The following is a 24,020-nucleotide window of genomic DNA, read 5'->3' on the forward strand; positions in this document are numbered from 1 at the left end:
AATCGTCCGTCCGGCCGCGCACCGTGCGCATGGCCGGACGGGGCGGGGGTCACGCCGCGCGCTCCAGGGCCAGCAGGGCGCGCTTGGCCGCCTCCCCGCCGGCGTAGCCGCCCGGGGAGCCGTCGGAGCGCACGACCCGGTGGCAGGGCACGACCACCGGCAGCGGGTTGGTCGCGCACGCGGTGCCCACCGCGCGCACCGCCTTCGGGCTGCCCGATGCGGCGGCCACCTCGGCGTAGCTCTCGGTGCGCCCGTAGGCGATACGGGGCAGGTGGTCCAGGACGTCACGGCGGAACCCCGTGGACAGCCGCCGGTCCAGCGGGAGTTCGAAGCGGGTGCGCCGGCCGGCGAAGTACTCCTCCAGCTGCCGTGCGGCCTCTTCCAGGCGCGACGGGGCCTCCAGGATGCGCGGCCCGACCCTGTCGGCCAGCTGCCGCAGGACCGCGTCGTGGTCCTGGACCTCGTAGGCGACCCGGATCAGCCCCTCCTCGGTCGTGGCCAGGAGCAGCCGGCCCACCGGTGTGCCGACCGTGCGGTACGCGACATCGAGGACCCCCTCCTGCCGCGCCCGGGCCGCCAGCCGCTCGCGCAGCCGGGCCATCGCGGGCTCCTCCTCCTGGGACACCCCCGCGAGCAGCCGTCCGGCCTCCCTGTCCGATGCGGTCGTCATCGGGCCGCTCCCTTCTCTCGATCCCCGTCCCTGGCCGTGTCCATGTCCACGGGGTACGTGGTGCGCAGGATCCGGATGCCGTCGGCCGCGGCCCTGCGCGCGGCCTCGGCGGTGCCCCCGATCAGCGCGGCGACCTCCTTGTAGGGCAACCCTGCCAGGTGGTGGTAGGCCACCGCCTGGCGCTGCCGCGGGGTCAGCTTCTTCAGCGCCGCCCACAGGTCGGGGTCCCACGACTCCGGCCGGCCCAGCTCGCCCGGGCGCTCCGGGACCTCCTCCACCGCCACGGGGCGGCGGGCGTTGGCCCGGGTGACGTCGATGGCCTTGCGGTGCGCGATGGTCACCAGCCAGGCTTCGATATTGGCACCGGGGTCGAGGCGAGGATAGGCCGTCATCGCCGAGAGGAACGTCTCCGACCAGGCGTCCTCGGCGTCCTGCGGTCCCAGCACCGCGCGGCATACCCGCAGCACCATGGGCCCGTGGTCGCGCACGATCAGCTCGAATGGTTGCACCCTGACATCCTCTCGGCTCTGAAGGGCCGGGATTCCATCCGCCCGCATGGTGCGGGCCCTGGCGGGTTCCTGTTTCATCGAGCACCGCCCCGGCTGGGCAGGGTCTTACGCGCGCTCCGCAGGCGTTTTACTTCTCGGCCGGCCCGGCCGCGAAGATCCTGCGCCCCTCGGCGCGGATATTGACTTCGGCGTTCTCGTCCCGGCCGTGGACCGCTCCGCACGAGCAGGCCCATGACCGGATACGCAGCCCCTCGACCCCCTTGGGGCCTTCGACCGAGCCGCAGGCCGAACACATCTGCGTGGAGGGGAAAAACCGGCCGACCTTCGCGAAGCCGCGCCCATAGCGGGCGCACTTGGCCTCCAGGATGCGGGCGAACATGCCCAGCGACTGGTCGTGGACCGACTTGGCCCGCCGGCCCTTCCTCGACCCCATGCCCTTCACGTTCAGGTCCTCCACATAGACCGCTTGGCTTTCGCGGACGATGCGGGTGGTCTCCTGCTCGATGAAGTCGCGGCGCCGGTCCGCGATACGGACATGGATCTTTGCGACGGCCAGCTTGGCCTTCCTGCGGTTGGACGACCCCTTCTTGGCCCGGGACAGCCGGCGCTGGGCGCGGCGGAGCTTCTTCTCCTGGCGCCGGAAGAACTTCGGAGACGCGATTTTCCGGCCGCGCAGCACCGCATAGGTGGACAGTCCCAGGTCGATACCGGTCTCGGTCTCCTCCAGATCGAGGTCCGGGAGCGGATCGTCCTCGGTCTCGACCACGAACGACGCGAAATAGCGGCCCGCCGGGTCCTTGATGATCGTGACCGAGGACGGCTCCGAGGGCAGCGGCCGCGACCACCGCACCTGCACATCCCCCAGCTTGGCGATGAACATCCGGCCGTCGTCGCGGAGTTTGAAGCCGTTGCGGGTGAGCCGGATGGACTGCCGTCCCGACTTCTTCTTCATCTTCGGCGGAGCGATCTTCGGCCCCCGCCGCATGCCTCGCTTGGAGGCGAAGAAGTTCCGATACGCGGTGTGCAGGTCCTGGAGCGACTGCACCAAAGCGACCGACGGAGCTTCCTTCAGCCACTCCCGCTCGGGAGTCTTCTTCGCCCCAGTGATCACCGTCTTCTGGAGCGCGGCGTCGGATATGTAGGGTTCGCCGTTCTCCCAGGCTGCGCGCCGCTCCCGCAGCCCGTCGTTGTATACCACCCGGGCGCACCCGAAGAAGCGCGCCAGATCCCGCCGCTGCCCGCCGGTCAGGTAGATCCGCTCGTTGTAGCGCAACTTCACGGCCCACCTCCCCCGACTGGTCGTCGTCACGATCCATGGACCCTACCTCGTTCGGGTGGTCGATTCTCGGCTTTCCTGTTTTCGCCTGCGGGCCCGGCAGCAGCCTGATCCCGCCGTCAACAACGGGGATCACAGCCCTAACGAATCCGGTCACCCCCTGTAGACGCGCCGCGGTGCCGGAGTGTGAGGCCGGACGGCCCGGAAAGGGCCGTCCGGCCCGCGCCGGCCCCGGGAAGGGGACGGCATCGTCGCCTCTGCCCGGAGGTCCGTGGTTCAGACGGCGAAGACCTGGGAGTCGTCGGCGAAGGCCTTGAACTCCAGGGCGTTGCCGGCCGGGTCGAGGAGGAACATCGTCCACTGCTCGCCGGGATCGCCCTCGAAGCGCACGTAGGGTTCGATGACGAAGTCGGTGCCCGCTGCGCGCAGCCGGCCGGCGAGCTCGTGGAACGCCGGGACGGTCAGGACGAGGCCGAAGTGCGGCACGGGGACGTCGTGGCCGTCGACCGGGTTGTGGATCCGCTCGGAGCGGGCCGGTGCGAGGTGGGTCACGAACTGGTGGCCGTGCAGGTTCCAGTCGACCCAGGTGTCGGAGCTGCGGCCCTGCTCCAGGCCGAGCACCCCGCCGTAGAAGCGGCGGGCGGCGTCGAGGTCGTCGACCGGCATGGCCAGGTGGAACCGGGGGATCGGGGAGTCGAGCGTGGTCATGGCGTGGGCCTGCCTTCCTGAGGGACGCGCTCCGCGGACCCGCTGGAGCACGGATGTAGGAATGTTAACATTAGGACAAAGGGAGGCTCGGGAGCATGGGTGAACAGGGCAGGGTGGCCCCCGCCCGCCGGCGGGGCCTGGCCGACGAGGTGGCGGACCGCATCCGCGAGGCCGTCTTCAGCGGGGCCTACCCCCCGGGCGCCCAGTTGCGCGAGGTCGAGCTGTCCACCGCACTGGACGTCAGCCGCGGGCCGGTGCGCGAGGCGCTGCTCCGGCTGGAGCGCGAGGGCCTGGTCCGCAGCGCGTGGCACCGCGGCGCCACGGTGACGGCGCTCTCCGCCGACGACGTCGCCGAGCTCGACAGCCTGCGCGGCGCGCTGGAGCGGCTCGCCGTCCAGCGGGTGGCCGACCACGCCTCCGACGCCGACATCGCGGCCATCGGGCGGGCGGCCGAGGACATGGCGCGCGCCGGCGACGAGCACGCGATGGTGCGCTGCGACATCGCGTTCCACGACGCCGTCTACGCGGCCGCCCGGCACCGGCGGCTCCAGGAGGCGTGGGAGGCGATCCGCTCCCAGGTGCACCTGTTCCTGCTGACCCGGATCGGCTTCAGCTCCGCGGACTACCTCGCGCACATCCCGGGCGAGCACCGCGACCTCGCCGCGGCGCTGCGGGCACGCGACACCGAGGCGGCGCTGGAGCTCTTCGCCGCCCACCGCCGCCACGCCTTCGACGTGCTCACCGAGGCCCACCGCACCGGTTCCGGCGGCGGCCCCGGCGACGGTCCCGACGGCGGAGCCGACAACGGGCCCGTCCCCGGGACCACGTGAGGCGGGCCGGCCCGCCCTCCGCCGCTGGGCACGGCCGACCGGGTCCTCGGCGACCCGCTCCGCTGCCCCCGCCCTCCACGCCGCCGCCGGGCGCGGACGGCCGTCAGCGGATGTCGGCGCCGTACACGTGGTCGACCGCGATCGAGATGAGGATCCGGCGCTCGGTGACCATCGCCGACCGGTACTCGTCCCAGTCCGGGTGCTCCCCGGCCGCGGCGCGGTAGTACCCGACCAGCGCCTCGACCTCGGGGCCGCGGGGGTCGGTCCCCGGCCCGGTGAGGGTCGCCGTGCCCTCGGCGGTGGCCCACGTCCGGCCGTCCGGCCCGGTCACCTCCAGCGCGGCCCGCGGGTCGCTGCGCAGGTTGGCCGTCTTGGCCAGCCCTTCGCGCGTCGAGACGAGGATGACGCCGGCGTCCCTGTCGTAAAAGGGCATGACCGGGGAGAGCTGGGGGCGGCCGTCCGCCTTGATCGTGGCGAGCACACCGAGCCGGCTCTCGGCGAGCAGCGTGCGCGGGTCGAAGGGCGCGGCGGCGGGTGCATGGCCGGAATCGCGGTCGTGCGGCGTGCGTTCGTCTGAACGTGGGTCGGTGCTCATAGCAGCATCATCGACCTTCACATCGGCATGAAGGTCAAGGAGTGGTGCGCGTGTTGATCGGAGAGCTGAGCCGGCGGACCGGGGTCCCGGCGTACCGGCTGCGGTACTACGAGGCCCAGGGCCTGCTCGAACCCGGCCGCGGCGCCAACGGCTACCGCGACTACCCCGACGGCGCCGTTGTGACAGTGACGCAGATCCGGCGGCTGCTCGACGCCGGGCTGTCGACCCGGGAGATCGCGCTGATCCTGCCCTGCGCCAGCGGCGCGGTCCCCGTTCTGGAGCCCTGCCCGGAGCTGCTGGCCGCCCTGCGGGAGCGGCTGCGCGGGCTCGACGAGCACATCGACACGCTCGACCGCTCCCGCCGGGCCCTCCGCGACTACCTCGACACCACCGAGCGCCAGGCGCCTGAGGGAGCGCGCGAGCACGGCCCCGCCGCCGCGGAGTCGGCCCCGGCCTGACCGGGCGAGGGGACGGCGGCCCCTCGCCGACCGGACTCCGGTCCGCCCCCGCGGACAGCGGTGATCGCGACAAAGGTGCACATAGGGAATGAAAACGGTTATCATGCCTGCGCATGATCCCCCGGTCCGGAACGGGTCCACCGTCCCCTGGGCCGTCCCGACTCCGGAAAGTTCACCGTGAAGCACCGCATCGCCCTCCCCGCAGCAGCAGCCGCGGCCGTCCTCACAGCGGCCGCCTGCGCACCCGGGACCGGCGCCGAGGACGACGGGCGCATCTCCGTAGCGATGCTGCAACCCCCGCGCTCCGGCCTGTCCCCGCACTCCGACGACGCCTTCAAGCTCTCCCGGTGGAGCACCGCCGAGACCCTCATCACCCTCGACGACGTCGGCGACCCGATGCCGGGGCTCGCCGTCGAGTGGGAGTCGACCGACCCCACGACCTGGGTCTTCACGCTCCGCGACGGCGTCTCCTTCCACGACCGCACCGAGCTGACCGCCTCCGCCGCCGCCAACGCGCTGAACCGGGCGTCGGCCGCGACGCCCCCGCCGCGCATCCTCGACGGCGTCGACATGGAAGCCGAGGGGGACGACGATGCGGGCACCGTCACCGTGACCACCGCAGAGGAGGACCCACTCGTCCCGCAGCGGCTCTCCTCGCCCCAGCTGTCGATCCTCGCCGAGAGCGCCTACTCCGGTGACACCGTCGACCCCGTCGGCACCGGGACCGGCCCCTTCGAACTGGTCGAGGCGGACGGCGCCGCCTCCGCCCGCCTCGACCGCTTCGACGGCTACTGGGGCGAGCCCGCCGCCGCCACCGGCATCGACGTCACCTACGTCCCCGACGGCACCGCCCGCGCCGCCGCCCTGCGCACCGGCGAGGCCGACATCGTGGAGGCCATCCCGGTATCGCAGGCCGGGCTGCTGGACGAGGACCAGATCACCGAGGTCCCGATGCCGCGCACCAACACCCTCTACCTCAACACCGAGGACGGCCCGTTCGCCGACCCGGGCCTGCGCGCCGCCGCACGCGAGGCCGTCGACGCCGGCGCCCTGGTGGACGGCGTCTACGAGGGCCGGGCCGACCTCGCCGAGGGGCTGCTCGGACCGGCGCTGCCGTGGTCCGCGCAGCGCCCCGGGCGCGACGAGCCCACCGGGGCCGGCGACCCGGACGGGGCCCGGATCACGCTGGCCACCTTCACCGACCGGGCCGAGCTGCCCGAGGTCGCCACCGTACTGGAGCAGCAGCTCACCGACGCCGGCTTCGAGGTCGAGCAGGAGGTCCGCGAGTACGCCAACATCGAGGAGGACGCGCTGGCGGGCGAGTTCGACGCCTTCATCCTGTCGCGCGCGACCGTCCTGGACTCCGGCGACCCCGCCGCCTACATGACCAGCGACTTCTCCTGCGAGGGCTCGTTCAACATCTCCCAGTTGTGCGACGAGGGCGTGGACGAGCTCCTGGAGGCGGCCGAGCGCACCCCCTCGGGCGAGGAGCGGCGCGCCGCGATCCTCGAGGCCGAGGCGGCGGTGCTCGCCACCGACGCGGTGGTCCCGCTGCTGCACGAACGCGTCATCCAGGGCGACGCCCCCGAGGTCGAGGGCTCCGCCAAGGACCCGCGTGAGCGCCTCCTCGTCACGGCCGAGACCCGCATCCGGTGATCCGCCGCGGATTCCCGGCGGGGCTCGCCCGCGTGGCCGCGCTCGCCTTGGTCGTCGTCCTCGTGGGGCTGCTCCCGTGGCTCTCGGGGCGCGACCCCGCCCTGGCGCTGCTACGCGCCCGCTCGGCCGAACGCGAACCGACGCCCGAGGCGTTGCAGGCCGTCCGCGAGGAGTACGGCCTGGACGCCGGCCCCTGGGGGATGCTCGGCGGCTGGCTGTCGGGCCTGGTCCGCGGCGATCTGGGGTACTCGTGGGTGTCGGGGGCCCGGGTCCTGCCGTCGGTGGTCGAGGCGACGGGGGTGTCGCTGTACCTGATGGGCGCCGCCCTCGCCGTGGCCCTGCTGGTGGCGGCGGCCGTCTGCGCCCCGGTGCTGGTGCGCGGGGCCCGCGGGACGCTGCGCCCCGGGGGTTCTGGCAGCGGCGGTGCGGCCGCCATGCTCGCCGCCCTTCCGGAATTCCTGCTCGCGGTGCTGCTGATGGTGGTGCTGGCGGTGTGGGCGGGCTGGCTGCCGCCCTACGGGTGGGACCGCCCCGAGAACGCGATCCTGCCCGCGCTGGCCATGGGCATCCCGGCCGGCGGCCTGCTGGGCCGGCTCACCTCCGATGCCCTGCCCTCGGTGTTCGCGGAACGCTGGGTGGCCCTGTGGACGGCCTCCGGGTGCTCGCCGGCGCAGATCGCGGCGGCGGCGCTGCGCCGGGCGACCCCCGCCCTGCTCCCGCAGCTCGGGATGGTCGCCGTGGGGCTGGCCGGTGGCGCCGTGGCCGTGGAGACCGTCTTCGCGGTGCCCGGTATCGGCCGCACCGCCATCGGCGCCGCGGAGTCGCGCGACCTCCCCGTGCTCCAGGGGGCGGTGCTGGTGCTCGTCCTGCTCGGCGCGGTGGTGGGCATCGCCGCCCAGGCGGTCCGGGCCGCCATGCTCGGCCCCGGCCTGCGCGACGCCGCCCTCTCCCTGCCGCCGCCCCCCGCGGCCCCGGCGGGGGCCGTGCGGCGGCTCGTCCCCGCTGCCTGCGCCGGGCTGCTCGTCGCCGTCACCGCCGCCGGGCTGGCCCGCGACGCGGTGACCGTCGACGCCGCCCGGCGCCTGGACGCTCCCTCCTGGGCGCACCCGCTGGGCACCGACCCGGTGGGCCGTGACGTCCTCGCCCGGCTGGGCCACGGCGCGCTGGCCACGGTGGGAACGGCGGCGCTGGTGTGCCTCCTGGCGCTGGCGATCGCCCTGGTGATCGGCTTCTTCCCCGCGATCACCGCGGGCGCCGCCGAGGCCGCCAACGCGGTGCCCCCGGTGATCGCCGCCATCCTCGTGGCCGCCACGACGGGGCCGGGCCAGACCGGGGCGGTGATCGCGGTGACGCTGGTGTCCTGGCCGCCGCTTGCCGCGCACGGCGCCGCCTTGGTCCAGGAGACGCGCGCGGCGGCCTACCTCACCGCCCAGCGCGCGTTCGGCGCGACCCCGCGCTGGATCCTGCTGCGCCACGTCCTGCCCGCGGTCGCCGGTCCGGTCGCCCGGCACGCGGTGCTGCGCCTGCCGGGGATCGCGCTGTCGCTGGCCGCGCTGGGCTTCCTGGGGCTGGGCGGGCAGCCGCCGTCGGCCGAGTGGGGACTGACCATGTCGGAGTCCCTGCCCTACCTGGAGCGGGCCCCGCTCGCCGTCCTCGCACCGGCCGGCATGCTCCTGGTGCTGGCGGCCTTCGCGGTATCACTGTCCACCCTCCCCGGCGGCCCGCGCACCGCAGCTGCCCGCGCCCAGACCACCGTCCCGGCGGGGGCGGCCTGATGGCGGAACCGGCCCGCCCCGCGCGAAGCGCGGGTCCACGGGCGCTGAACACCGGAGTCCACCCAGACGCCGATGGCCCTGGCCGCATCGCGGTCCCACGCCGTCTCACGGGGCCGCCCCGCCCATTCCTTCCGGGACTGACGTCCGTGCGCGACCTTCGCCCCTCCGCCATCTCCGTGGGCACCGGCCCGGGCGCGCATCCCGGTCGGCGACCGGAACCCCCCACCGCCCCGGCCGACCTCCCCCGGGCGGCTGAAGGCACGGCCCGACACACCACACCCCACCTCCCACCCACGAAGGGGAACCGATGAACGCCGACCCCGTGGTCTCCGTGGCCGACACCGCGGTCTCCGTGCGCGATCTTTCGGTGGTGCTGCCCGGGCCCCATGGGGCGGTGCACGCTGTGCGGGATCTGTCGTTCGACGTGCGCCGGGGGGAGGCCCTGGCGATCGTCGGGGAGTCCGGTGCCGGGAAGTCCATGACCGCGCGGGCCGTGCTGGGGACCGTCCCTTATGGGGCGCGGGTCACCGGCAGTGTCCGGGTGTGCGGGCAGGAGGTCGTCGGTGCCGGGAGTGCGCGGATGCGGCTGCTGCGCGGGCGGCGGGTGGCGCTCATCCCCCAAGACGCGTTGACCGTGCTCAGCCCCGTGCACACCGTCGGCTTCCAGGTCGCCGCCGCCCTGCGCGCCAACCGCGGCCTCGGCAGGGCGGCGGCCACGCGTGCGGCGGTGGACGCGCTGGGGGAGGTCGGCCTGCCCGACCCCGCCCGGACGGCGCGCCGCCACCCCCACGAACTCTCCGGCGGCCAGCGCCAGCGCGCCGTCATCGCCATGGCCACGGCGTCGGAGCCCGATGTCGTGCTCGCCGATGAGCCGACCACCGCCCTGGACCCGGTGACCCGCGAGCACGTCCTGGACCTGCTGGAGGGGCTGCGCGCCCGCACCGGGGCGGCGCTGGTGCTGATCACCCACGACCTGGCGAACGCGGGCGCCCGGGCCGACCGGCTGCTGGTCATGTACGCCGGGCGCCACGTGGAGTCGGGCCCGGCCGCCGATGTCCTGGAGCACCCGCAGGCCCCCTACACCGCGGGGCTGCTCGCCTCCCTCCCCGAACGGGCCGCCTCCGGGGGAGCCCGGCGCCCGCTCCCCGTCATCTCCGGGGCGCCGCCGGCGCCCTGGGACGACCCGGCCGGATGCGCGTTCGCCCCGCGGTGCCCGCTGGTGTCGGCCGCCTGCCGGGCGGCCCCTCCCCCGGCCCTCGACGGCGGCGCGGACCGCCTCGTCTCCTGCCACCACTGGCGCGACGTCGCGGACGGCCCCGCCGAGCGCCTGTTCGCCGATCCGGCGGCTGCACCGTGACCGGGCCCCGCCCGCAAGCAGGCGCGCGCTCACGAGCGCGCCTCCGCGCGGCCGCCGGTCCGCGCACACGCCTCCGCGCGGACGCCGATCCGGAGGCGCACCCCACCACCCCGCCGATCCGGAAGGACCCGATGCCGCCCATCCCGCTGCTGGAGGTCTGCGACCTCGTCGTCCGCTACCCCGCCCGGCGTCGCACGGCCGCCCCGGTCACCGCGGTGGACGGCGTCTCCCTCGCCGTCGCTCCCGGGGAGACGCTCGCCCTCGTCGGGGAGTCCGGCAGCGGCAAGAGCAGCACGATGGCGGCGGCGCTGATGCTGCGCCGCCCCGATGCCGGAAGCGTCCGCTTCGAGGGCCGGGAACTCACCGGCCTGCCCGAGGCGGAGCTGCGCGCGGTGCGCCCGGCGATGCAGCCGGTTTTCCAGGACCCCTTCGGCGCGCTCAGCCCGCGGCTGCGGGTACGCGACAGCGTCGCCGAGCCGATCCGGGCGCAGGGGCGCTGGACCCGCGAGGAGGGCCCCGCCGAGGTGGAAGGGCTGCTGCGGAAGGTCGGCCTCGACCCCGGGCTGGGCGGGCGGCTGCCGGGGGACCTGTCGGGCGGCCAGTGCCAGCGCGTGGGCATCGCCCGCGCGCTCGCCTCCCGCCCGAAGCTGCTCATCCTCGACGAGCCGGTCTCCGCGCTCGACCCGTCGGTGCGCGCCGGGGTGGTCAACCTGCTGACCGGCCTCCAGCGCGGCTCCGGCCTGGGCTACCTCTTCATCAGCCACGACCTGGCCCTGGTGCGGCACGTGGCGCACCGGGTCGCGGTCATGCGCCACGGCCGCATCGTGGAGAGCGGGCCGGCGGAGCAGGTCCTCACCGAGCCGGAACACCCCTACACCCGGCTCCTGCTGTCGGCGTCCGGACCGATGGACACCGCCGCCGGGAAGGCGGCGGGATGAGAACGGACCACCGCACGGCCCGGGCGATCGGAACGGACGAGGAGGGCACCGCCGCCCCGCCCCGGCGGGGCGGCGCGCTCCGGCGAGCCGCGGCGGGCCTGCGGGCGGGGGCGGCGGAGTTCCAGGCGGCCGGGCCGCTGGTGCGGCTGCTGGTCTCCACCCAGTTCGCCTTCAACGTCGGGTTCTTCGCCGTCCTGCCCTACCTCGCGGTGCACCTCTCCGGCACGCTGGGGCTCGCGGGGTGGCTGGTCGGCCTGGTGCTGGGCCTGCGCACCTTCAGCCAGCAGGGGCTGTTCGCCGTGGGCGGCGCGCTGACCGACCGCTACGGCGCGCGGCCGGTGGTGCTGACCGGCTGTGCGCTGCGCGTCGCCGGCTTCGTCGGGCTCGCCTTCGCCGAGGGCACCGCCGCCGTCATCGGCTCGGTGCTGCTCGTCGGCTTCGCCGCGGCGCTGTTCTCCCCCGCGGTCGAGACGGAGGCGAGCCGGCAGGCGGTCCGCATCGAGCAGGCCACGGGGCGGCCGCGCACGCGGGTCCTCAGCCTGTTCTCCGCGGCCGGGCAGGCGGGCACCCTGGTCGGGCCGGCCCTGGGCTCGCTGCTGCTGCTCGGCGGGTTCCGCGCCGCCTGCCTGGCGGGCGCCGCGGTCTTCGTCCTGGTGTGGGCGGCCCACCTGCGGCTCATGCCGAAGAGCCGGCCCGGGCCGCGTGCCCAGGGACGAAGCGGGCCCGGAGGGCTCGTCCGGGCGGGGTTCGACCGCCGCTTCGCCGGGATCTGCGTGGGCTACAGCGCCTACCTGCTCGCCTACAACCAGCTCTACCTCGCCCTGCCCGCGGAGGTGGAGCGGGCCACCGGGTCGCAGGCCGCGCTCGGCTGGCTGCTCGCGCTCGCCTCGGTCTGCTACCTGGCCGTGCAGATGCCGCTGCTGGGCTGGGCCGCCGGGCGCTTCACCCGGCGCGGCGCGATCCGGTTCGGCCTGGCGCTGATCGCCGCGGGGCTCGCCGGCGCCGGGGCGCTCCTGCCGCTCGGCGCGGCCGGCGGACTCCTGCCCTCGATCGTGTTCGTCCTGCTGCTCACGGCCGGGCAGGCCGTGGTGGTGCCCATGACCCGGGCATGGCTGCCCGACCTCGTCGACGACCGGCGCCTCGGTCTGGCCAACGGCGCCGTTTCGTCGGTGTCGGGGCTGGCGGTCCTGATCGGCGGCGCGCCGATCGGCGCGCTCCTGTCGATCGGCGGCCCGGCCCCGTGGCTGTGCCTGGCCGCCGTCCCGCTCCTGGGCTGCCTGTTCGTGCCACGGGATCACTGATGCTTCATGTGCGCATATGTGCACATGACTGGTATGTTGGCGTGGCCTGGACCGGCGTGCCCGAAAGCGCCGGCGGTCGGACCACGGGAGGCCCGCGTTGCTCGGAGTACTGGCGAACCGGGCCTACCGGCATATGTTCACCGCCCAGGTCGTGGCCCTGGTGGGGACGGGCCTGGCGACCGTCGCGCTGGGGCTGCTGGCCTACGACATCGCCGGCGCCTCAGCGGGTGCGGTGCTCGGCACGGCCATGACCATCAAGATGGTCGCCTACGTGGGCATCTCCCCGTTCGTCGGCGCGGTCGCCGACCGGGTGCCGCGCCGGGCCTTCCTGGTCTCGGCCGACCTCGTGCGCGCGGGGGTCGCGCTGTGCCTGCCGTTCGTCGACTCCGTCTGGCAGATCTACGCGCTGATCTTCGTGCTCCAGTCGGCCTCGGCGTCGTTCACCCCGATCTTCCAGGCGACCATCCCCGACGTCCTGCCCGACGAGCGCGACTACACGCGCGCGCTGTCGCTGTCGCGGCTCGCCTACGACCTGGAGAGCCTGTTCAGCCCCGCGCTGGCCGCGGCGCTGCTGACACTGGTCACCTACCAGGGGCTGTTCAACGGCACCGTTCTGGGCTTCCTCGCCTCGGCCGCCCTGGTGGTCTCGGTCGTCCTGCCCAAGGCGACCCCCTCCGAACGCAAGGAGGGGGTGCTGCGCCGGACCACGCTGGGCGCGCGCATCTTCTGGGCCACCCCGCGCCTGCGCGCGCTGCTGGCCATGAACATGGTGGTCGCCGCGGCGAGCGGCACCGTGATCGTCAACACCATCGTCATCGTGCGCGACACCCTGGGCCGGGCCGAGGGCGACGTCGCCATCGCCCTGGGCTGCTACGGCGCCGGGTCCATGCTGGTGGCGCTGGGCCTGCCGCGCGTGCTCGACCGCCTCGGCGACCGGCCCGTCATGCTGCCCGCGGGGTTCCTGCTCACCGCGGTCCTCGCCGCCGCCGCGGCCGTCGTGTCCCTGGCCCCGGCCACCGCCTGGCCACTGCTCCTGCCGACGTGGCTGCTCCTCGGGGCCGGCGCCGCGCTGATCCTCACCCCCGGGTCGCGCCTGCTGCGCCGCTCCAGCTCCCCCGGCGACCGGCCCGCCCTCTTCGCCGCCCAGTTCTCCCTCTCCCACGCCTGCTTCCTGATCACCTACCCCCTGGCGGGGTGGCTGGGCGCGTGGGTGGGCCTGCCCGCCACGCTGGCCGTCTTCGCCGGGCTGACCCTGGCTGCGGCGCTGGTCGCGGTCCGCGCCTGGCCCGCGGGCGACCCCAGCACCCTGCCCCACGTCCACACCGGGCTGGCGGCCGGCCACCCGCACCTGCACGGCGCCGAATCCGCCGATGCGGGGTGGGGCCACAGCCACGACTTCGTCATCGACGAGCTGCACGAACGGTGGCCGGGCCGCGCAGGCGAACCGGTCGACGCCCGCTGACCCGGGTCCGCCCGACCCGCCCCGCTCCCTCCGCACATCGCGGCCGCGCCCGGCTACCCGTGGCGGACCTCCTGCTGCCACTCGCCCGGGGGCTGGGTGTGCAGGCGCCAGTAGTGCTCGGCGATGTCGCCGGGGTCGTAGCCGGTCCCCGGTGCCACCGGGCCGGCCACGGTCACCGACGCCACGTGCACCCCCGCCGGCCCGTACTCCTCGGCGAGCAGCCCCACCAGCGCCCGGACCCCCGCCTTGCCGAGCGACAGGCTGACGTAGCCGGGCTTGGGATCGGGCATCCCCCCGGTGACGATGAACGAGCCGCCCCCGTTGCGGGCCATCGCGGGCGCGGTGTGCGCGGCGGCGTTCAGCGCCCCGATCACGTTGACGGCCCAGGCCTCCTGGTGCCCGGCCACCGACAGCTCCCCCGGCGCGTCCGGCCGGATGATCGCGGCGTTGTAGACCACGACGTCCGGCGTGCCCAGCTCCGCGGCCGCGGCGTCCAGGGCGCCGCGCAGCGCCGCCTCGTCCGCGCTGTCGGCCTGGCGGGAGACCACCTCCACGCCGTGGGCGGCCACGGCCTCCGCCGTGGCCTCCAGGGTCTGCCTGCTGCGCGCCACCAGCGCGACCGGCAGCCCCTCCCGCGCGAACCTGACCGCGACCGCGCGGCCGATCCCCGGCCCCGCCCCGATCACCACTGCACCCGGCATCGCCGCCCCCTTCGTCCCCGTCCTCGTCCCCCAGTGGACCGTTGACAGGGACGAACGTAGGGCTTCACACCGGTACGAAGGTCAACCGGGGACGAGCGTGTCCGCGGCGCCCCCTCCGGGTCACTCGACGTGGACGGCGTCGTGGAAGCGGTTCTCCGCCTCCAGCATCCCGGTGAACCACGCCCGTACCGTGGCATCGGGGATCTCGGCGGGCAGCGCGTCCACCTCCGCGCGCAGGAACGCCACCTGGTCGGTGAACGGGGGACGGGCGTGCAGTTCGATCCAGTCCTGGACCATCGCCGGCCGGGCCACGTCGCGGGCGGCCGCGGCCGAGCACCACGTCAGGTAGAGCTGTTCGGCCGCGAACATCGCCACCACGATCGCCGGGTAACCGTGCTCGGCCGCGCCCGCCAGGACGTACCGGGACAGGGCGCCGGCCTCGTGCCGCGCCTCGGGGCTGAGATCGGCCCGGACCGGCCAGTCCGCGCGCGCCCGGGCGAAGTAGTCCCGCTGCTCGGTGACCAGGCCGTGCAGGGAGCGGGCATGGCCCACCGTCGCCTCCCAGCCCGGCGCGTGCCACACGGCCGCGCCCAGCACCCGCGCGGCCGTGTGCACGAACCCCTCCTCGATCAGCAGGTAGCGCGCGTAGGCGACGGGGTCCACCCGGCCCGCGCTGAGGTCGGCGAGCAGCCGCACCCCGGCGGCCCGGTCGAGGTCGCCCGCGGTCGCGGCGAGCAGCCGCCCACTGCGGCTCGCACCGGCCGCTCCGTCCCCTTCCCCGGCACTCGCGCCCTCGGTCCCGGACGCTCCGGCCCCGGGCGCCGCGCCGGTCAGCCGGTCAGCCATCGGACCAACCCGTCGAAGACGCGCCTGTAGCCGTCCCAGTCCTCGCAGAAGGCGGGCGGCGCCCAGTGGGGCGAGCAGTCGGAGGTGAACGCCGCGGTGCGCCCGCGGCCGTGCTCGCCGACCACCACGAGCGGGTCGCCGTTGATCGTCGCCAGGGTCGCGGCGCCGCCGCGCGCGATGACGCGGTTGTAACCGAGCAGGTACGGCCAGGTCCCCTCCACCCCGCCGAGCGCGGGGTGGGCGGCGTCGACCGCCACGGGCTCGGCGCCGGCGGGCAGCTCCACCCGGTCGTCGTCGGGCAGCAGCTCCACGGGGAGGGCCTCGGCGATCGGCGTCTGCCGGAACGCGGCCTTGGCCTGGAAGCCGGTGAAGGACAGGTAGCCGCCGATCATCAGCAGCGCCCCGCCGCCGGCCACCCAGCCGGCCAGGTTGGCCAGCCGGTCGTGGCCGCGCTCGGAGCGGTCGAAGACCGCGGGGTCGAGCTGGATGGAGTTGGCGCCGATGTCGGAGAGGACCACCAGGTCGTAGGCGGCGAGCGCGGTGGCGTCGCCGGGGAACTCCGTCGGGACGAGGTGGGCGGGTAGGTGGGTGACCGTGTGCCCGGCGGCGGTCAGCGCGTCGCGCAGCGGGCCCACCCCCTCGACGTAGGAGTGCACGGTGAACGAGTCCACCCCCTTGACGTGCGTCGATTCGGTCATCCAGCTCTCGCCGGCGATGAGGACGCGGCTCACGAGGGCTCCTTTCCATGAGTCGCCGGCGCGCGGTTCGCGCCGGTCGCGGGGGTGACGGGTGCGGCGGTCACGCGCCGCCGGGGGCGGCGGCCTCGAACAGCAGCCGCGGGTTCCCGGTCAGCACCTGGTCGATGGTGGCGGGGTCCACGCCGAGGTCGCTCAGCCGTTCGGCGAAGAGCACGGGCACGTAGGCGAAGCCGTTGCCGCCGTAGCGGGTCAGCATGCTCTTGAGGAAGACGTCGTGGCTGAGCAGCAGACGGCGCGCGTGCCCGGCGCCGATGAGCCCGAGGACGGCGCGGGCGGTGTCGGCGGGCGCCGGTGACTGGCCCTCGCCGGGGTAGCGGAACGCCATGCCGACCATGTCGAACTCCAGCCACACCCCCCGTTCGGCGACGGCGTGCTGGTAGCCGGGGTCGCCGCCCGAGGGGTCCATGTGGCACAGCACGACCGCGCCCGGGGCCACGCCCTGCTCGTCGAGCACGATGTCGAGCACCTCGAAGGCGCGCCGCTGCCAGCCGGGCAGGTGGACGAAGAGCGGGACGCCCACCTCGCGCTGGGCCGCGCAGGCCGCGCGCAGGGCGGTGCGCTCGGCCGGGGTGAACGCCGGGGAGACCCCGATCTCGCCGATGACGCCGGGGCGGACCGCCGCCGGGTCGGCCGGCCGGAACTCCGCGACCAGCTCGGCGGCCAGCGCATCGGCTCCGGCGGCCGCGGCGTGGGGCGGGTGGAACCGCTCCAGGTACCAGCCCGACCCCATGATGACGTTGAGGCCGGTGCGCCGCGCGATCTCGCGCAGCGCCGCGGGGTCGCGGCCGATGCCGGGCGGGGTCAGGTCGATCACGCTGCGGCCCCCGGCGGCGGCGAACACCGCCAGGTCGGCGGCCACGGCGCCGGTGTCGTCGAGCACGCAGTGGTCGCGGCAGGCGTAGGGGTCCTCGCGCAGCAGCCAGGCCAGCTCCGGCGTGACCTCCGCGTCGGCCAGGAACGCCCGCTCGGGCCGGCCGGGCGGCACGACCGCGGCGCGCAGGTCGTTGGCCAGGTGCTCGTGGGGCAGGGTCAGGCCGAGCCGGTCGCTGCCGGTGGTGCCCGTGACCGTGCGCACCTCGACGGCGCCGGTCACGCGCCCCTGCCCAGCATCACGGCGGCCAGCCGGCCGATGTCGCGGCCGCGCAGGTTGATCCAGATCGCGAGGATCAGCACGCAGCCGGTGATGATCGGGGTGAGGAAGGGGCTCATGCCCAGCAGGGTGAGCCCGTTGGCGATCGCCCCGGTGATCACGGCGCCGATCACCGTCCCGGCGATCGAGCCGCGCCCGCCGAAGAGGTCGGTGCCGCCGAGCACGACGGCGGCGATGACGGTCAGCTCGAACGCCTGCGCGGAGTTGGCCGACCCGGACCCCAGCCGGGCCGCGATCAGCAGCCCCGCCACCCCGGCGGCCGCCCCGGTGAGCATGAGGGCGAGCATCTTGATGCGGCGGGTGTCGACCCCGGCCCGGCGCACCGATTCCTCCTGCGAGCCGATGCCGGTGACGTACTGGCCGAACCGGGTCCGTTGCATGAGCACCGCGCCGAGCACGGCGACCACGAGGGCGATCCAGGCCGACGCCGAGAACCCCAGGAAGCTCGCGTCGCCGATCCGGGCCAGCAGCAGCCGGTTGTCGATCGGCACCGAGAAGCCCTCGGTGCGCAGCAGCGCGATGCCGCGGATGACCGACATGGTCGCCAGCGTCACCACGAACGGCGGGATGCGGTTGTAGGCCGACAGCCACCCGTTGACCACCCCCCAGAAGGCGCCCGAGGCGATGCCGATGACGATGGCCAGCGAGGAGTCCAGCCCTGAGAGCAGCAGTTCGGCGGAGACCGCCGCGACGAAGGCGATGGTGGAGCCCACCGACAGGTCGATCTGCCCGGAGGTGATGACGAACGTCATGGCCACGCCCACGATCACCACCGGGGCGATCTGGGTGGCGAGGTTGGACAGGTTCCCGAACGTCAGGAAGGTCGGTGCCGCGATCCCGAACAGGGCGAACAGCGCCACCGTGACGCCGAGCATGATCAGGGTGGCCTTGTGGGTGCCCCGCCACAGGGCGGCCGCGCGCCCGGCCGGGCCGCCGGGGCTCCGGCGCACCGGTCCGGACGCGGCGGCGGGCGCGGTTCCCGTGGTCATGAGTGGGCCTCCGTTCCCAGCGGGGCGGTTCCGTCCGCGGGCTCCGCGTCGGCACGGGTGATCATGGCGACGAGCTTCTCGATGTCCAGGTCGGAGATCGGCGCGTCGTCCACGCTGCGCCCCTCGTACATGACGGTGATGCGGTCGCAGACTCGGAAGAGGTCTTGCAGGCGGTGGGTGATGAGGATGACGCCGACCCCGCGGGCGGCGACCTCGCCGATCAGCCGCAGCACCGACTCCACCTCGGCGACGGCCAACGCGGCCGTGGGCTCGTCGAGGATGAGGACGTCGGGCCGGGTCGAGACGGCGCGGGCGATCGCAACGGTCTGGCGCTGCCCGCCGGAGAGGGTGCCGATCTCCTGGCGGGTCGAGGTGACCCGCACGTGCAGGTCCTCCAGGATCCGGGCGGAGCGGGCGTGCATCTCCCGCCGGTCCAGGAACGGCCCCTTGCGGGGCTCGCGGCCCAGGAAGAGGTTGCCGGCGACGTCGAGCGTGTCGCACAGGGCGAGGTCCTGGTAGACGATGCCGATCCCGGCGCGCCGGGCGTCGGCGGGGCTCGCGAACCGGACGCTCTCCCCGTTGATCACGATGTCGCCCTCGTCGTGGCGGACCGCGCCGGCGAGGACCTTCATCAGGGTGGACTTGCCGGCCCCGTTGTCGCCGACGAGGCCCAGGACCTCGCCGCGGGCCAGGGTCAGGTCGACCCCGTCGAGCGAGCGCACGGGCCCGAAGGACTTGCGGATCCCGCGGAGCTCGACGAGCGGCTGTTCGTCGCCCATGTCACTTCTCCAGGTAGTAGAGGTAGTCCTCGACGTTGTCGGGGGTGACGATCTGGAGCGGGACGGGCACCTCGGCTTCGGTCTGCTCGCCGCAGGCCAGCCGGATGGCCGAGGACATGGACGCGTAGCCGAACTCGAAGGTGTTCTGCTGGACGACCCCGCTGATCCACCCGTCGCGCAGGCCCTCGACGGCCGGTTCCGACAGGTCCCAGCCCACGACGTTCACGCGGTCGGTGGCGTCCTGCCCGCGCACGGCGGCGGCCAGGCCGATCAGGGCGGGCTCGCCGGTGGCGTAGACGTACTCGATCTCCGGGTCCCCGGTGAGCAGGTTCTCGGCGGCGGTCTGGGCGTCCTCCTGGATGTTGCGGCCGTCCACGACGTTGCCGACGGTCATGCCGCCCTCCTCCACCGTCTCGGTGAAGCCCTCCTGGCGCTCCAGCTGGATGGTGCTGTTGAGCGCGCTGACGATGTCGACCTCGCCCTCGCCGCCCGATTCCGCGAGCAGGTGCTCGCCGATCTGCGCGCCGCCCTCGCGGTTCTCCACGCCGACCTGGACGGACACGGCCGGGTCGTCCACGGTGGCGTCCACCGCCACCACGGGGACACCGGCGGCGTCGGCCTCGCGGATCGCGGGCTTGATGCCCTCGGTGTCGATGGCGTCGACGATGATCGCGTCGGCGCCCCCGGCGACCAGGTCGCTGATCGCGTTGGCCTGGGTGACGGAGTCGTCGTCGCCGTTGACCACCTGCAACGTGGCCCCGGCCTCGTCGGCGACGCGCTGGGCGCCGGTGATGATCTGGTTGAAGAAGAGGGCCTGGAGGTTGATGGTGACCAGGCCGATCTCCAGCGGTTCGCCGTCGGCCTCGCAGGCCGTGGGGACGTCCTCGGGGGCGGGCGGGCCCTGCGCGGCGGCCGACTCCTCGGCGGCCTGGTCCTCGCGGACCCCGGCGTCGCACGCGGTGCCGGCCAGCAGCAGGAGCGCGCCCATTGTCGCGATCCCCAGGTTCCTGATCATGGTGTGCTCCGAATCGGTGTGGTCGGTGGGGCGGTGTCGGGGTGGGCGGACAGCAGGGCCTCGACGGCGCGGCGGCCGGGGGCGCCGCGGGCTCCGGGGACGGTGCAGGACAGGGCCGCCGCTGCGGCGGCCCGCCGGGCGGCGGTGGCGGGGGCGAGCCCGGCGTCGAGCCCGGCGAGGTAGGCGCCGCAGAAGCAGTCGCCGGCGCCGGTGGCGTCGACCGCGTCGACGGGGAAGGCGGGGCCGCGGGCGGTCTCGCCGCCGGGGCCGGACAGCCGCCAGCCGTTGGCGCCGTCGGTGGTGATCAGGACGGTGCCGTGGCGGACGGCGAGCGCGTCGGCGGTGTCCTCGCCCGGGCCGAACAGGGCGTCGAGCTGGGCCCGGCCCGCGACGGCGTGGCGGGCGCACGTCAGCGCGGTGCGCGCCGCCTCGGGGTCGGCGCAGCCGTCGAGGTCGACGAAGGGCGATACCCGGCCCTCGGGGTCGGCGTCGGCGAGCGCCCGGGCGGCCCCGGGCCAGCGGTAGCCGTCCAGGTAGAGCCACCCGCCGCCGCGCGCGGCCAGCCGTCGGGCCCCGGTGGCGATGCGGGCGGCGTCGAGGTCGTCGTCGCGGCTGATGACGGCGCGTTCGCCGTCGGGGGTGACCAGGACGATCGCCGTCGCGACGGCGGCGTCGGTGTGGCACCAGGCGGTGTCGACGCCGCCGGCGGCCAGTGCGGCGAGGAATTCCCGGTCGGCCGGGCCCGTTCCCACGGCCCCGCCGAAGGCCGCGTGCGCGCCCATGCGGGCGGCGGCGACGGCGGCGTTGGCGCCCATGCCGCCGTGGCGGTGGTCGATCGCGGTCGCGTGGACCCGGTCGCCGCCCGTGGGGAGCGCGGGGACGCGGGCCACGACGTCGACGTTGGCGTAGCCGCAGAAGAGGATCACGGGAGGTCGGCCCCTGCTCGCTCGGCGGCCGCGGTCAGTTCGCGCACCTTGCGCGGGTCGACCCGGCCCCACCAGCGGTCGTTGTCCTTGAGCGAGGAGGCGACGATGACCCCGTCGCAGGCGGGCAGCAGCTCGCCGATGTTGCGCGCGCTGATCCCGGAGCCGATGACGACCGGCAGCCGGGTGTGGGCGGTGATGCCCTCGACCTCGTCGAGGGAGGCGGCGTCGCCGGTGCGCGAGCCGGTGGCGATGAGCACGTCGGCGTCGAAGAACTCGGCGTCCTCGGTCTGCTCGGCGAGGGTGCGGTCGGCGACGATGGCGTGGGAGCCGTGCTTGACGTGCACGTCGGCGAAGACCCGGACGCCCTCGGCGCCGATGCGGTGCCGGTAGCGGGTGGCGCGGGCGGCCTGGCCCTCGATGATGCCCTCGTTGGCGACGTAGGCGTTGGCCCACTGGTTGACGCGCACCCACCCCGAGCCGGCCGCCCAGGCCGAGGCGATCGAGCACTCGGCGGCGTTGGACAGCACGCTGACCCCCACCCCCCGGCCCGTGGATTCGCGGACCCGGGCGGTGACGACCGCCATGGCGGCGGCGGTCTCGTACCCGTGCTCGCCGGGCTTGAGGAAGGGGATGTCCCAGTGGTTCTCGACGATGACACCGTGGCAACCGTTTTCACGGTAGGCCGCCGCCTCCTCGATCGCGAAGCGGGAGATATCGTCGAGGGACTGTCCGCGGTAGTGCGGGCTCCCCGGCAGCGGCGGAAGGTGGACGGCCCCGATGACCACGCGCGATGTACCGAAGAGTTCGCGGATGGCGTTGGCCTTGGGTGGGAAGACACCGGGCTGCTGATGCTGGACCATGATCCTCACATCGATGTAATCGATTGCCGACGAAGGTGGTCAGAATGTACGGCCGCTTTCCGGCCCGGCGCAATACCTATGCTTGTAAATCCGCAGTTAAGCCGGATTTCTCCCCACTCATGGAAGGCACGCGCGTGCACCGCGTAACGATCGCCCAGGTAGCGGCCCGGGCCGGCGTCTCAACGGCGACCGTGTCCCGTGCACTCTCGGGCAACCGGCCGGTCTCGGCGGAGATCCGCCGCAGGGTCGACGCCGCGGCACGGGAACTCGGCTACGCGGGCAACACCATCGCCAGCGCGCTGCGGCGCAGCCGCACCGACACCGTGGGCATGGTGGTCCCCAGCATCCGCAACCCGTTCTTCACCTCCCTGGTCGAGAGCGTGGAGCACGCCCTCCACGACCAGGGCAGACAGCTCTTCCTCTGCGACTCCCGGCAGGACGTCGCGGTCGAGGCGGGCCATCTGCGCTCCCTGGCCGCCCGCCAGGTCGACGGCATCATCATCAGCCCGTGCCACGGCAGCGGCAGCACCCCCGCCGTCGAGGCCACCGCCGCGGCCATCCCCCTCGTCCAGCTGGACCGCCACGTCGCCGGGACCAACACCGACTGGGTGGGCGTCGACGACGGCGCCTCGATGCGGCTGGTCCTGGAGCACCTGCACGCTGCGGGCGCGCGCTCGGCCGCGTTCATCAGCTCGACGCTGACCAACTCCTCCACCGAGCTGCGCCTGGCCGGGTTCCGCCGCCACGCCGAGCGGCTGGGCATGGGCACGCGCGACGACTGGATCCTGCTGGGCGAGTACTCGGTGGAGTGGGGCCGCCGCGCCGCCGAGACCCTCATCGCAGGGTCCGGCCTGCCCGACGCGATCGTGTGCGCCGACGACCTCATCGCGCTCGGGGCGCTGCGCGCCTGCCGCGACCACGGGGTGGCGGTGCCCGCCGACGTCCAGGTCACCGGCTACGACGACATCGACTTCGCCGCCCTGTGCGAGCCCGCGCTGACCACCGTCAGCCAGCCGCGCGACCGCATCGCCGCCGAGGCGGTCCGGCTGCTGGACGCCGCCGCCGGGGCGGGGGCGACCGCCGCCCACATCGCCCTGGCGCCCTCCCTGGTCGTGCGGCAGAGCACCGCGCCCGCACCGGCGACGGCTACCGCGGGGGCCCGGCTGGACGTGCGGGTCCGGGCGGGTCAGCCCAGGTCGAGCAGGTCCGATGAGGGCGCGCACCAGGAGTCCAGCAGCCGGCCGTAGACGTCCACCGCCTGCTCCAGGCGGGTGAGCGAGCACCACTCGTCGACCACGTGGCACTGGGCGGGCTCGCCGGGCCCCAGCACCACCGTGCCCGCGGCGCCCAGGGTGTGCGCCAGCACCGAGGCGTCGGTGAAGAACCGCGCCGGCGCCGAGGGCTCGTCGTCGAGCCCGGCCGCGCGCAGCACCGTGCGCGCCGCCCCGATGAGGGGCGAGTCGAGCGGGGTGCTGACCAGGGGAAGGTCGACCAGGTCGGCGATCTCCACTTCGGGCCCGGCGATCTCGCGGACCCGCGCGCGCAGCTCTGCGGGCCCTGCTCCGGGGACCGTGCGCAGGTCCAGCAGGAGTTCGGCGGCGTCGGGGACCACGTTGGGCTGGGTCCCCCCGCTCATGCGCCCCACGTTGGCCGTCACCGTGCCGAACCCGTCGCTGCGCGGCCAGCCGGGCGCGTCGTGCAGCGCCACGGCCGCCCGCGCCAGCGCGACCACCGCGTTGCGGCCCAGCTCGGGGGCCGACCCGTGGGCGGAGACGCCGCGCGCCCGCAGCCGCAGCCACAGCGCGCCCTTGTGCGCGGGGACCACGCAGTTGGCGGTGGGCTCGCCCACGACCAGCCAGCCGCCGCCGCGCAGCAGCTCGGCGGGGATGCGGGCGGCGCCCTCGCATCCGGTCTCCTCGCCCGCGGTCAGCACCACCTGCACCCCGCGGCAGCGGTGCGGCCGGTCGCGGTGCGCGCGCAGCGCGACCAGGAACGCCGCGACGCCCGACTTCATGTCGCTGGCGCCGCGGCCCACCAGGTGGTCGCCGTCGGCCTCGGGCCGCCACGGGTCGCCGTGCCAGTCGCGGGCGTCGGCCGGAACGGTGTCCAGGTGCCCCGTGAAGGTCAGGGGCGGGATGTCGTCGCCCTCGGGGGTGGTGGCGACCACCTGCTCGCGGCCCTGTTGCCAGCCCACCATGCGGGTGGCCAGCCCGGCGTCCTCGAGCACGCCGGCGGTCAGCTCCGCGGCCGCGCCCTCACCGGCCGCGACCGTGTCCAGGGCGATGAGCGCCCGCAGCAGGCCGGCGGCATCGCGTCCGTACTCCACGTCACCCTCCGCTCTCCCCCGGCTCGGGCCGCGGGGAGATCATCATAGGAACGCCGCCCGCGGCGGCACCACCGGCCCCCTCCGCCGCCCGGGAGCGGGGCGCCGCAGGCCACCCGGCGGCTGTGAGAGTCTGGG

Annotated in this window: 24 protein-coding genes; 9 read left to right on the top strand and 15 right to left on the bottom strand. The window is 74.9% G+C overall.

The genetic code is table 11. The annotated features are described in order from the left end of the window. Nucleotides 1-49 precede the first annotated feature (49 nt). The 4 genes from ACFOVU_RS25700 to ACFOVU_RS25715 form a co-directional block, all read right to left on the bottom strand. Complete coding sequence (locus ACFOVU_RS25700; protein ID WP_378537705.1) at nt 50-670, bottom strand: methylated-DNA--[protein]-cysteine S-methyltransferase; 621 nt, start codon at nt 668-670, stop codon at nt 50-52. Then, nucleotides 667-1,179 (bottom strand): RNA polymerase sigma factor, encoded by a 513-nt coding sequence (locus ACFOVU_RS25705; protein ID WP_378537706.1) that lies wholly within the window; start codon nt 1,177-1,179, stop codon nt 667-669. Before ACFOVU_RS25705 ends, ACFOVU_RS25700 begins: the two co-directional genes overlap by 4 nt. Before the next feature lie 127 nt (nt 1,180-1,306). After that, on the bottom strand, nt 1,307-2,458 hold the full coding sequence (locus ACFOVU_RS25710; RefSeq protein ID WP_378537708.1) for an RNA-guided endonuclease InsQ/TnpB family protein: 1,152 nt from the start codon (nt 2,456-2,458) through the stop codon (nt 1,307-1,309). 273 nt (nt 2,459-2,731) lie between these two features. Continuing rightward, nucleotides 2,732-3,163, bottom strand: a complete 432-nt coding sequence (locus tag ACFOVU_RS25715) for a VOC family protein (protein WP_378537709.1) — start codon at nt 3,161-3,163, stop codon at nt 2,732-2,734. Nucleotides 3,164-3,258: 95 nt separating this feature from the next. Between ACFOVU_RS25715 and ACFOVU_RS25720 the strand changes: the two genes are divergently transcribed. Beyond that, nucleotides 3,259-3,993, top strand: a complete 735-nt coding sequence (locus tag ACFOVU_RS25720; RefSeq protein ID WP_378537710.1) for a GntR family transcriptional regulator — start codon at nt 3,259-3,261, stop codon at nt 3,991-3,993. A gap of 103 nt (nt 3,994-4,096) precedes the next feature. On the opposite strand, the gene ACFOVU_RS25725 is transcribed toward ACFOVU_RS25720, so the two are convergent. Then, a complete protein-coding gene (locus ACFOVU_RS25725) occupies nt 4,097-4,588 on the bottom strand; it encodes a PPOX class F420-dependent oxidoreductase (RefSeq protein ID WP_378537711.1) in 492 nt (163 codons plus the stop codon). A gap of 50 nt (nt 4,589-4,638) precedes the next feature. Between ACFOVU_RS25725 and ACFOVU_RS25730 the strand changes: the two genes are divergently transcribed. The 7 genes from ACFOVU_RS25730 (at nt 4,639) to ACFOVU_RS25760 (ending at nt 13,535) form a co-directional block, all read left to right on the top strand. Next, nucleotides 4,639-5,046: a MerR family transcriptional regulator gene (locus ACFOVU_RS25730; protein ID WP_378537712.1), complete on the top strand. Its 408-nt coding sequence runs from the start codon at nt 4,639-4,641 to the stop codon at nt 5,044-5,046. A 177-nt stretch (nt 5,047-5,223) separates the two neighbouring features. Continuing rightward, nucleotides 5,224-6,702 carry an ABC transporter substrate-binding protein gene (locus ACFOVU_RS25735; RefSeq protein WP_378537713.1) on the top strand — a complete coding sequence of 493 codons (1,479 nt, stop codon included), beginning with the start codon at nt 5,224-5,226 and terminating at the stop codon, nt 6,700-6,702. Then, nucleotides 6,699-8,477 (top strand): ABC transporter permease subunit, encoded by a 1,779-nt coding sequence (locus tag ACFOVU_RS25740; protein ID WP_378537715.1) that lies wholly within the window; start codon nt 6,699-6,701, stop codon nt 8,475-8,477. Before ACFOVU_RS25735 ends, ACFOVU_RS25740 begins: the two co-directional genes overlap by 4 nt. A gap of 307 nt (nt 8,478-8,784) precedes the next feature. Continuing rightward, entirely contained in the window at nt 8,785-9,834 is a 1,050-nt protein-coding gene (locus tag ACFOVU_RS25745; RefSeq protein ID WP_378537717.1) for an ABC transporter ATP-binding protein, read from the top strand. A 131-nt stretch (nt 9,835-9,965) separates the two neighbouring features. After that, nucleotides 9,966-10,772 (top strand): ATP-binding cassette domain-containing protein, encoded by an 807-nt coding sequence (locus ACFOVU_RS25750; protein WP_378537719.1) that lies wholly within the window; start codon nt 9,966-9,968, stop codon nt 10,770-10,772. Further along, entirely contained in the window at nt 10,769-12,073 is a 1,305-nt protein-coding gene (locus ACFOVU_RS25755) for an MFS transporter (RefSeq protein WP_378537721.1), read from the top strand. Before ACFOVU_RS25750 ends, ACFOVU_RS25755 begins: the two co-directional genes overlap by 4 nt. Nucleotides 12,074-12,170: 97 nt before the next feature. Next, on the top strand, nt 12,171-13,535 hold the full coding sequence (locus ACFOVU_RS25760) for an MFS transporter (protein ID WP_378537723.1): 1,365 nt from the start codon (nt 12,171-12,173) through the stop codon (nt 13,533-13,535). A gap of 53 nt (nt 13,536-13,588) precedes the next feature. On the opposite strand, the gene ACFOVU_RS25765 is transcribed toward ACFOVU_RS25760, so the two are convergent. The 9 genes from ACFOVU_RS25765 to ACFOVU_RS25805 form a co-directional block, all read right to left on the bottom strand. Beyond that, nucleotides 13,589-14,236, bottom strand: coding sequence for an SDR family NAD(P)-dependent oxidoreductase (locus ACFOVU_RS25765; protein ID WP_378537725.1), 648 nt, complete (start codon nt 14,234-14,236; stop codon nt 13,589-13,591). Between the two features lie 120 nt (nt 14,237-14,356). Continuing rightward, the gene (locus tag ACFOVU_RS25770; protein WP_378537727.1) at nt 14,357-15,082 is read right to left on the bottom strand and encodes a TenA family protein; all 726 of its coding nucleotides are present in this window, start codon (nt 15,080-15,082) and stop codon (nt 14,357-14,359) included. Continuing rightward, nucleotides 15,067-15,813 carry a glutamine amidotransferase gene (locus tag ACFOVU_RS25775; protein ID WP_378537729.1) on the bottom strand — a complete coding sequence of 249 codons (747 nt, stop codon included), beginning with the start codon at nt 15,811-15,813 and terminating at the stop codon, nt 15,067-15,069. The genes ACFOVU_RS25770 and ACFOVU_RS25775 overlap by 16 nt, the downstream gene beginning before the upstream one ends. A gap of 67 nt (nt 15,814-15,880) precedes the next feature. After that, nucleotides 15,881-16,933 (bottom strand): phosphotriesterase family protein, encoded by a 1,053-nt coding sequence (locus tag ACFOVU_RS25780; protein ID WP_378537731.1) that lies wholly within the window; start codon nt 16,931-16,933, stop codon nt 15,881-15,883. Further along, nucleotides 16,930-17,979 (bottom strand): ABC transporter permease, encoded by a 1,050-nt coding sequence (locus tag ACFOVU_RS25785; RefSeq protein ID WP_378537733.1) that lies wholly within the window; start codon nt 17,977-17,979, stop codon nt 16,930-16,932. The genes ACFOVU_RS25780 and ACFOVU_RS25785 overlap by 4 nt, the downstream gene beginning before the upstream one ends. Continuing rightward, complete coding sequence (locus ACFOVU_RS25790) at nt 17,976-18,758, bottom strand: ATP-binding cassette domain-containing protein (protein WP_378537735.1); 783 nt, start codon at nt 18,756-18,758, stop codon at nt 17,976-17,978. The genes ACFOVU_RS25785 and ACFOVU_RS25790 overlap by 4 nt, the downstream gene beginning before the upstream one ends. A gap of 1 nt (nt 18,759) precedes the next feature. Then, a complete protein-coding gene (locus tag ACFOVU_RS25795) occupies nt 18,760-19,773 on the bottom strand; it encodes a substrate-binding domain-containing protein (protein WP_378537737.1) in 1,014 nt (337 codons plus the stop codon). Next, nucleotides 19,770-20,699: a carbohydrate kinase family protein gene (locus tag ACFOVU_RS25800; protein ID WP_378537739.1), complete on the bottom strand. Its 930-nt coding sequence runs from the start codon at nt 20,697-20,699 to the stop codon at nt 19,770-19,772. The genes ACFOVU_RS25795 and ACFOVU_RS25800 overlap by 4 nt, the downstream gene beginning before the upstream one ends. Then, nucleotides 20,696-21,559, bottom strand: coding sequence for a BtpA/SgcQ family protein (locus tag ACFOVU_RS25805; RefSeq protein WP_378537740.1), 864 nt, complete (start codon nt 21,557-21,559; stop codon nt 20,696-20,698). The genes ACFOVU_RS25800 and ACFOVU_RS25805 overlap by 4 nt, the downstream gene beginning before the upstream one ends. 119 nt (nt 21,560-21,678) lie before the next feature. On the opposite strand from ACFOVU_RS25805, the gene ACFOVU_RS25810 reads away from it, so the two are divergent. Next, nucleotides 21,679-22,806, top strand: a complete 1,128-nt coding sequence (locus ACFOVU_RS25810) for a LacI family DNA-binding transcriptional regulator (protein ID WP_378537742.1) — start codon at nt 21,679-21,681, stop codon at nt 22,804-22,806. Here the strand turns inward: ACFOVU_RS25810 and ACFOVU_RS25815 are convergent. Further along, nucleotides 22,746-23,885 carry a M20 family metallopeptidase gene (locus ACFOVU_RS25815; RefSeq protein WP_378537744.1) on the bottom strand — a complete coding sequence of 380 codons (1,140 nt, stop codon included), beginning with the start codon at nt 23,883-23,885 and terminating at the stop codon, nt 22,746-22,748. The two genes, ACFOVU_RS25810 and ACFOVU_RS25815, sit on opposite strands and share 61 nt — an antisense overlap. Nucleotides 23,886-24,020 lie beyond the last annotated feature (135 nt).

Origin of the sequence: Nocardiopsis sediminis, from assembly GCF_042650565.1 — a bacterium.
Taxonomy (GTDB): Bacteria; Actinomycetota; Actinomycetes; order Streptosporangiales; family Streptosporangiaceae; genus Nocardiopsis_B; species Nocardiopsis_B sediminis.

Coding starts and splice junctions, on each gene's coding strand:
- ACFOVU_RS25700 (WP_378537705.1), bottom strand. CDS start 670: ATGACGACCGCATCGGACAGGGAGGCCGGACGGCTGCTCGCGGGGGTG.
- ACFOVU_RS25715 (WP_378537709.1), bottom strand. CDS start 3,163: ATGACCACGCTCGACTCCCCGATCCCCCGGTTCCACCTGGCCATGCCG.
- ACFOVU_RS25720 (WP_378537710.1), top strand. CDS start 3,259: ATGGGTGAACAGGGCAGGGTGGCCCCCGCCCGCCGGCGGGGCCTGGCC.
- ACFOVU_RS25725 (WP_378537711.1), bottom strand. CDS start 4,588: ATGAGCACCGACCCACGTTCAGACGAACGCACGCCGCACGACCGCGAT.
- ACFOVU_RS25745 (WP_378537717.1), top strand. CDS start 8,785: ATGAACGCCGACCCCGTGGTCTCCGTGGCCGACACCGCGGTCTCCGTG.
- ACFOVU_RS25750 (WP_378537719.1), top strand. CDS start 9,966: ATGCCGCCCATCCCGCTGCTGGAGGTCTGCGACCTCGTCGTCCGCTAC.
- ACFOVU_RS25755 (WP_378537721.1), top strand. CDS start 10,769: ATGAGAACGGACCACCGCACGGCCCGGGCGATCGGAACGGACGAGGAG.
- ACFOVU_RS25765 (WP_378537725.1), bottom strand. CDS start 14,236: ATGCCGGGTGCAGTGGTGATCGGGGCGGGGCCGGGGATCGGCCGCGCG.
- ACFOVU_RS25770 (WP_378537727.1), bottom strand. CDS start 15,082: ATGGCTGACCGGCTGACCGGCGCGGCGCCCGGGGCCGGAGCGTCCGGG.
- ACFOVU_RS25785 (WP_378537733.1), bottom strand. CDS start 17,979: ATGACCACGGGAACCGCGCCCGCCGCCGCGTCCGGACCGGTGCGCCGG.
- ACFOVU_RS25790 (WP_378537735.1), bottom strand. CDS start 18,758: ATGGGCGACGAACAGCCGCTCGTCGAGCTCCGCGGGATCCGCAAGTCC.
- ACFOVU_RS25795 (WP_378537737.1), bottom strand. CDS start 19,773: ATGATCAGGAACCTGGGGATCGCGACAATGGGCGCGCTCCTGCTGCTG.
- ACFOVU_RS25805 (WP_378537740.1), bottom strand. CDS start 21,559: ATGGTCCAGCATCAGCAGCCCGGTGTCTTCCCACCCAAGGCCAACGCC.
- ACFOVU_RS25810 (WP_378537742.1), top strand. CDS start 21,679: ATGGAAGGCACGCGCGTGCACCGCGTAACGATCGCCCAGGTAGCGGCC.